The following is a 7,046-nucleotide window of genomic DNA, read 5'->3' on the forward strand; positions in this document are numbered from 1 at the left end:
CCGGCGTTGTCAGCCGTCCGGCCTTGCCATGCTACTTGTGTTCTCTTCCGTAGCCGGAAGCCGCACCATCAGGAGATAGGGGCCATCCGGGCCTTCCGCCTCGCTTTGCACGCGCCATCCCCGGGACAGGTAGAACCGCCGGGCATTGTCATTGGCCTTGACGCATTTGAGCGTGGGCGGGCAGGAAAAGTACGCCTCGCAACTGGCCAGCAGCGCACTGGCCACGCCCTGCCGCTGGTATTGCGGATGCACGAACAGGTTGTGCAGAAAACTGTCGGGTTCCCAGACGGATGCGAAGCCGACGGGATGGCCTGCCGCGACCGCTACCAGGATGCGTTCGCCCTCCGTGCACGCGTCGAAGTCTTCCCGCTTGTGGGCCCCGGGCGGGCACCAGGCAAAGGCCGCATCGCGCGACGCAACGAACAGCGCGCGAAGCGCCTCGCGATCTGCTTCCACGAATTCCCGTATGGAGATTTCCATCGACGCTTCCGATCCTGCCAGGTTGTAAGAACCCAGGCAGTATGGCCGTTCGCCGCCAGCGAGGGAAGTGCGTTGCCTGAAGACGCTTAGGGGGACGGGAGCGGTTCCGGCGCGCCGGCTCGGGTTGCCGGGGCCGGCGCAGCGGGGCTGTAGCCCACCGGCGCGGTTGCCGCGCGTGGCTGGTCGCCCGCCCGCTCGACCCATCCGCCGCCCAGGAACTGGTACAGGTCGACCAGGTTCGTCAGGCGCTGCAGGCGTGCCGTGATCAGCAATTGCTGTGCGTTATACAGGTCGGTCTGGGCAGTCAGGACGCTCAGGTAGCTGTCCACGCCATTGCGGTAGCGCAGGTCCGACAGCGTCAGCCGGCGGTTCTGCGAGTTGGTGAAGCGCTCCAGTGCCTGGATCTGCTTGTCGAAGGTGCCGCGTGCCGCAAGGCCGTCCGCCACTTCGCGAAAGGCGTCTGGATAGCCTTCTCGTAATTGGCGATCTCGATGCGCTTCCGTACCTGCGCCAGTTCCAGGCTGGCGACGTTCTGGCCCCCCGAGAAGATCGGCAGGGTGATCTGCGGGGCGAACGACCAGGCCGCGGAGCCTGGCTTGAACAGGCCGCCCAGCGATGGCGCCAGTGTTCCGGCGCTGCCGGTCAGGGACACGCGCGGGAAAAACGCCGCACGGGCCGCGCCGATGTTCGCATTGGCGGCAAGCAGCGATTGCTCCGCTGCCGCGATATCCGGACGCCGCGTCAGCAGGTCGGACGGCAGACCCGCCGGGATATCGGCGAGCAGGTCCTGGTTGCCGAGGGGCAGGCCCGGCGGCAGGTCCTCCGGCAGGGGCTCGCCCACCAGCAGCACCAGCGCGTTCTCGGCCTGGGCTCGCAGCCGGCGTTGCGATTCCAGGTTGGCCTGCGCTTGCTCGACGACGCCTTCCGCTTGCCGCAGGTCGAGTTCCGACCCGGCGCCGGTGTCGAACTTGAGGCTGGTGATCCGTAGCGATTCCTGGGCCGTCAACAGCGTGTTGCGCGTGACGGCGAGCGCATCGTCGAAGGCAATCATGGTGAGATACTGGTCCGCTACCGTCGACAGCAGCGCGATTTCCGCTGCCTTGCGGGTTTGGGCCAGCGCAAGGTATTGCGCCAGCGCCTGGTCTTTCAGGCTGCGGATGCGGCCGAAGAGGTCGATTTCCCACGACGCGTTGACGCCGACCGAATACTCGGACGAGATCGGATTGCCGGAGAGGGTCAGATCCCTGGGGGTGCGCGACCGGGTTCCCGAGGCCACCGCGTTCAGGGCAGGGAACAGGCCCGCGCGCGTGATCTGGTACTGCGCACGCGCGGCCTCCACGTTCAGGATCGATACGCGCAGGTCCCGGTTGTTCTTGAGCGCCAGTTCCAGGATGCGCTGAAGGCGCGGATCGGCGAAGAAATCCCGCCAGCCGATTTCGGTGGCCGGCGCGCCGGCGCCGGCGTGTGAGGCATTGTCCGGCTCCTTTTCATAGGCTCCACCGGTCGGGAAGGTCTGGGCCACGGGTGCCGGCGGGCGCTCATATCGTGGCTGGAGCGTGCAGCCTGCCGCCAGCAGCGCGGCGGCGATGGTCGCCATGATTGCGTATCCGGGCATCTCAATGTCCTTGCCTGAGCGTGCCGGCGCCGCCAGCGTCATCGCCGGACGAGGGCCGGGGCGGCGCGGCCTTCGTCTTGCTGAACTTGCTGATCACGACAAAGAACATCGGGATCATGAAGATTGCCAGGAAGGTCGCGGTCAGCATCCCGCCGATCACGCCGGTGCCGATCGCATGCTGGGACCCGGAGCCTGCGCCGTTGCTGATGGCAAGCGGCAGCACGCCGAGGATAAAGGCGAGCGAAGTCATCAGGATCGGGCGCAGGCGCTGGCGGGCGGCTTCTATTGCCGCTTCGACGGTGGTCCTGCCCTGGTCGCGCAGGTCGCGGGCAAACTCCACGATCAGGATCGCGTTCTTGGCCGACAGCCCCACCGTGGTCAGCAGGCCGACCTGGAAAAACACGTCGTTTTCCAGCCCGCGCAAGGTGGCGGCGAGCAGCGCGCCGAGCACGCCGAGCGGCACCACCATGATCACGGAGAAGGGGATCGACCAGCTCTCATACAGCGCGGCGAGACACAGGAACACCACCAGTATCGAGATCCCGTAGAGGATCGGCGCCTGCGAGCCGGACTGCCGCTCCTGATACGACAGGCCTGTCCATTCGTAGCCGATGCCGTCCGGCAGTTTCGCCGCGATGGCCTCGACGGCCGCCATGGCCTGGCCGGTCGACTTGCCCGGGGCCGCCGCACCCTGGATTTCGGCCGCGGGAATCCCGTTGTAGCGCTCGAGCTTGGGCGAGCCGTAGATCCATGCCCCCGTCCCGAACGCGGAGAACGGCACCATGGTCCCGGCCGAATTGCGCACATACCAGGTGTACAGGTCCTCCGGGTTCATGCGGTACTTCGGCTCGCTTTGCAGGTAGACCTTCTTGATCCGGTTGTCCGTATCCAGGAAATTGTTGATGTACAGCGAGGCCCAGGCGGTGGAGAAGGTCTGGTCGATGTCGGATGGGCTGACGCCCAGCGCGTTGGCTTTTTCGCGGTCGATGCCGACCTTGAACTGCGGCGTGTCGTTCAGGCCATTCGGGCGCACCTGCGCGAGCATCGGGTCTTTCGCCGCCATGCCGAGCAGCAGATTGCGCGCCGCCATCAGCTTCTCGTGGCCAAGGCCGGAGCGGTCCTGCAGTTCGAAGTCAAAGCCGGAGGCGGTGCCGAGTTCCGGGATCGATGGCGGATTCACGGGAAACACATTGGCGTCCTTGTACCCGGAGAAGTGCCGGAATATCCGGCCCACCAGGGCAGGGGCCTTCAGGTTGGATGCCTGCCGCACGGAGAAATCCTTCAGGCGAACGAACGCCAGGCCCGAATTCTGGCCGCGGCCGGCGAAGCTGAAACCGTTGACCGTCAGTACCGCCTCGACCACGTCCTTTTCTTCGCTGAGCAGGTAGTTCTGCACGTCCGCCAGTACCTTTGCGGTACGTTCCTGGGTGGAGCCCACAGGCGCCTGCACCAGCACGAACAGCGTGCCCTGGTCTTCCTCGGGCAGGAAAGCCTTCGGCAGCCGCACGAACAGCAGGCCCACGGCCAGGATCACCACCAGGTAGATGATCAGCCAGCGCTCCGAGCGGCGGATCACGTGCACCACGCCGCCATGGTATTTCTTCTGGCTTTTCGCGAAGATGCGGTTGAACCAGCCGAAGAAGCCGGTCTTTTCATCGTGATGGCCTTTCGGGATCGGCTCGAGCATGGTCGCGCACAGCGCCGGTGTCAGGATCAGGGCCACCAGCACGGACAACACCATCGCGGCGACGATGGTCAGCGAGAACTGCCGGTAGATCGCGCCGACCGAGCCGCCCGAGAACGCCACCGGCACAAACACCGCGGACAGCACCAGCGCCACCCCGACCAGGGCGCCGGTAATCTGCCCCATCGCCTTGCGGGTCGCGTCGCGCGGCGACAGCCCCTCCTCGGCCATGACCCGTTCGACGTTCTCCACCACCACGATGGCATCGTCCACCAGCAGGCCGATGGCAAGCACGAGCCCGAACATTGACAGCGTGTTGATGGAGAAACCGACCACCGACATCACTGCGAAGGTGCCGAGCAGCACCACCGGCACGGCGATGGTCGGAATCAGCGTGGCGCGCAGGTTCTGCAGGAACAGGTACATGACCAGGAACACCAGCAGGATCCCTTCGAACAGGGTCTTGACCACTTCCTCGATCGATAGCTTCACGAACGGCGTCGTGTCGTACGGGTACTCCACTACCAGCGCGTTCGGGAAATACCTCGATAGCTCGGCGATCTTGGTGCGTACCGCCTTGGCCGTGTCCAGCGCGTTCGCGCCGGTGGCCAGCTGGATGCCGAAGGCTGCGGTCGGCTGTCCGTTGTACTTGGTGTCGAAGTTGTAGTTCTCGCCCCCGAGTTCGATACGCGCGACATCCTTCAGGCGCACCTGCGAGCCGTCCGTATTGACTTTCAGCAGGATGTCGCCGAACTGCTTGGGCGTTTGCAGCAGCGTGGCTTCCGTGATGGTCGCCTGCAGCATCTGCCCCGGCACCGAGGGCGTGCCCCCCAGGCTGCCGCCGGCCACCTGCACGTTCTGTGCAACGACGGCGTTCTTCACGTCGATCGGGGTCAGGCTGTAGTTGTTCAGCTTGGGGGCGTCGAGCCAGATCCGCATGGCGTACTGCGAGCCGAACAGCGTCACGGTGCCGACCCCGTCGATCCGGCTGATCGGGTCCAGCACCTTCGACGCCACGTAGTTCGCCAGGTCGTACCGGCTCATGCTGCCGTCCTTGGACACGAAGGCCAGGATCAGCAGGAAGCTGCTGCTGGACTTGGTCACCTTGGTGCCGAGTTGCTGCACGGCCTGCGGCAGCAGCGGCGTGGCGAGCTGCAGCTTGTTCTGCACCTGCACCTGCGCGATGTCCGGATTGGTGCCGGCCGCGAAGGTCAGCGTGATGGTTGCCGTGCCGGCGTCGTCGCTGGTGGACGACAGGTACAGCAGGTGATCGAGGCCGCTCATCTGCTGCTCGATGACCTGCGTGACGGTGTCCTCGACGGTTTTCGCGGACGCGCCGGGATAGGTTGCGCTGACCTGCACGGCGGGCGGGGCGATGGTCGGGTACTGCGCGATCGGCAGCGTGAAGATCGACGCGAGCCCGGCCAGCATCAGGATGATGGCGATCACCCACGCGAAGATCGGCCGGTCGATAAAGAACTTTGCCATGAAACAGGCTCCCTTTTATTGCGCTGCCGGAGCAGACGAAGGAGCCGGGGCAACCGGCGCGCTGGCCGCGCCAGGTGCCGCGCTCGCGGCGGGCATGGCCGGCGCCTGCGCGCCGGAGGCCGGCGGTGCCGGCAGCGTGGCTTCGACCGCCTTGACCGTCATGCCGGGTTTCGCCTTTTCCACGCCGTTCACGATCACGCGGTCGCCGGGGTTCAGGCCGCTGTCCACCACCCAGCTGTCGCGGTAGGTGCCCGCGGTGACGATCTGGCGTTGCGCGACCTTGTTGTCCGGGCCGACGACGAGTACCACCGCCTGTCCCTTCTGATCATGCGTGACGCCGATCTGGGGCACGACGATGGCCTTGTCGTTGACGCCTTCGTCAATGCGCGCGCGCACGAACATGCCGGGCAGCAGTACGCGGTCCTTGTTCGGGAAGATGGCGCGCACGGTCACCGAACCAGTGCTCTGGTCGACGCTGACGTCGGTGAACTGGAGCTGCCCGGTCTGCGGGTAGGTCCGTCCATCCTCGAGAAACAGGGTGACCTTCGCGGCATGGATGCCGCTGGTCTGCAGGCGTCCTTCCTGGATCTGGCGCCGTAGCCGCAGGCCGTCGACGCTCGATTGCGTCAGGTTGACATAGACCGGGTCCAGTTGCTGCACGGTGGTCAGCAGCGTTGCCTGGCTGGCTTGCACGTAGGCGCCCGGCGTGACTTGCGACAAGCCGCTGCGGCCGGTGATCGGCGAGGTGACATCGGTGTAGCCCAGGTTGATCTGCGCCGTTTCCACGCTGGCCTTGCCGGCGGCCACGTCCGCGACCGCCTGGCCCAGCGCGGCAACGGCGTTGTCGTAGTCCTGCCTGCTTACGGCATTTGCCGCGACCAGTACCTTGTAGCGCTGGACCAGCGCGTCTTGCGTAGCCACGTTGGCCTGCGCCTTCGCCAGGGCTGCCTTGGCGCTGTTTAGCGTGGCAACGTAGGGCGCCGGGTCGATCTTGTAGAGGCGCTCGCCCGCCTTGACTTCGTCACCCTCGGTGAACTCGCGGCGCAACACGATGCCGTCGACCCGGGCCCGCACCTGTGCCACCAGGAAGGCACTCGTGCGGCCCGGCAACTCGGTGGTGACGGGCACGGTGGCCGGCTTGACGGTGACGATGCCGACTTCGAACGCTTGCGGCGGCGGTGCCGCTGGTTTCTGTCCGCACGCGGAAAGGAAGACGGCAGCCGCCGCACCGATATGGCGAAATGGAACCCGTTCGACGCGCATGAAGAGACCTCAGGATCAGTAGGTTTGGACTGGCAGCATGAACGTGCGCGTGCTCCTGGATCTCGGTGGCAGGTGGCGAAGCGCGTGAAGGGTACTGCGATCCGGGAGGCGCCGGGCGGCGGCGCGGTGCTGCCCGGCAACCCGTGCATCATCCGGCCGAGCGGCCATGTTCAGGCTTGCCGGCAGCGGGTTTATCCGCCGGCGGCCGGCGATGCCGGCATTGGCAGGCAGCCAGTGCAGAACCCGCCGCAGCCGGGACGGCGAAACGCCATCCGTTGCGGACGGACCGCCTGGTTCGGGAGTCTGATTGCCACCGGACAGGATTGCGCCCGGTTGGCTGAGCGAGGCGAGGCAAGCACGCAGGATAGTCGGGAAGGCGGGAAGCCCCTCGATGGTGCAAGGCGCTGTTCGAAATGCACCGCGTTCCTGCCGTAGCGCGGCAGGTCCGGCCTCGGCCCGCAGGAACCGAGCAGCCGGTACGGGCCGGCGCCAGTGCACGCATTGCAAGCATTGTTC

At 66.2% G+C, this 7,046-nt stretch carries 3 protein-coding genes and 1 pseudogene; all 4 read right to left on the reverse strand.

Translation table 11 applies throughout. The annotated features are described in order from the left end of the window. Positions 1–9: 9 nt before the first annotated feature. The 4 genes and pseudogenes from P3W85_RS12020 to P3W85_RS12035 all read right to left on the reverse strand — a co-directional run bounded on the left by P3W85_RS12020 (position 10) and on the right by P3W85_RS12035 (position 6,530). The gene (locus tag P3W85_RS12020; RefSeq protein ID WP_276264956.1) at positions 10–480 is read right to left on the reverse strand and encodes a GNAT family N-acetyltransferase; all 471 of its coding nucleotides are present in this window, start codon (positions 478–480) and stop codon (positions 10–12) included. 86 nt (positions 481–566) lie between these two features. Continuing rightward, a pseudogene (locus P3W85_RS12025) lies at positions 567–2,095 on the reverse strand (efflux transporter outer membrane subunit). Between the two features lies 1 nt (position 2,096). Further along, entirely contained in the window at positions 2,097–5,267 is a 3,171-nt protein-coding gene (locus P3W85_RS12030) for an efflux RND transporter permease subunit (protein ID WP_276264957.1), read from the reverse strand. 15 nt (positions 5,268–5,282) lie between these two features. Beyond that, entirely contained in the window at positions 5,283–6,530 is a 1,248-nt protein-coding gene (locus tag P3W85_RS12035; RefSeq protein WP_276264958.1) for an efflux RND transporter periplasmic adaptor subunit, read from the reverse strand. Positions 6,531–7,046 lie beyond the last annotated feature (516 nt).

The organism is Cupriavidus basilensis (assembly GCF_029335485.1).
In the GTDB taxonomy this organism is placed as follows: domain Bacteria; phylum Pseudomonadota; class Gammaproteobacteria; order Burkholderiales; family Burkholderiaceae; genus Cupriavidus; species Cupriavidus basilensis_E.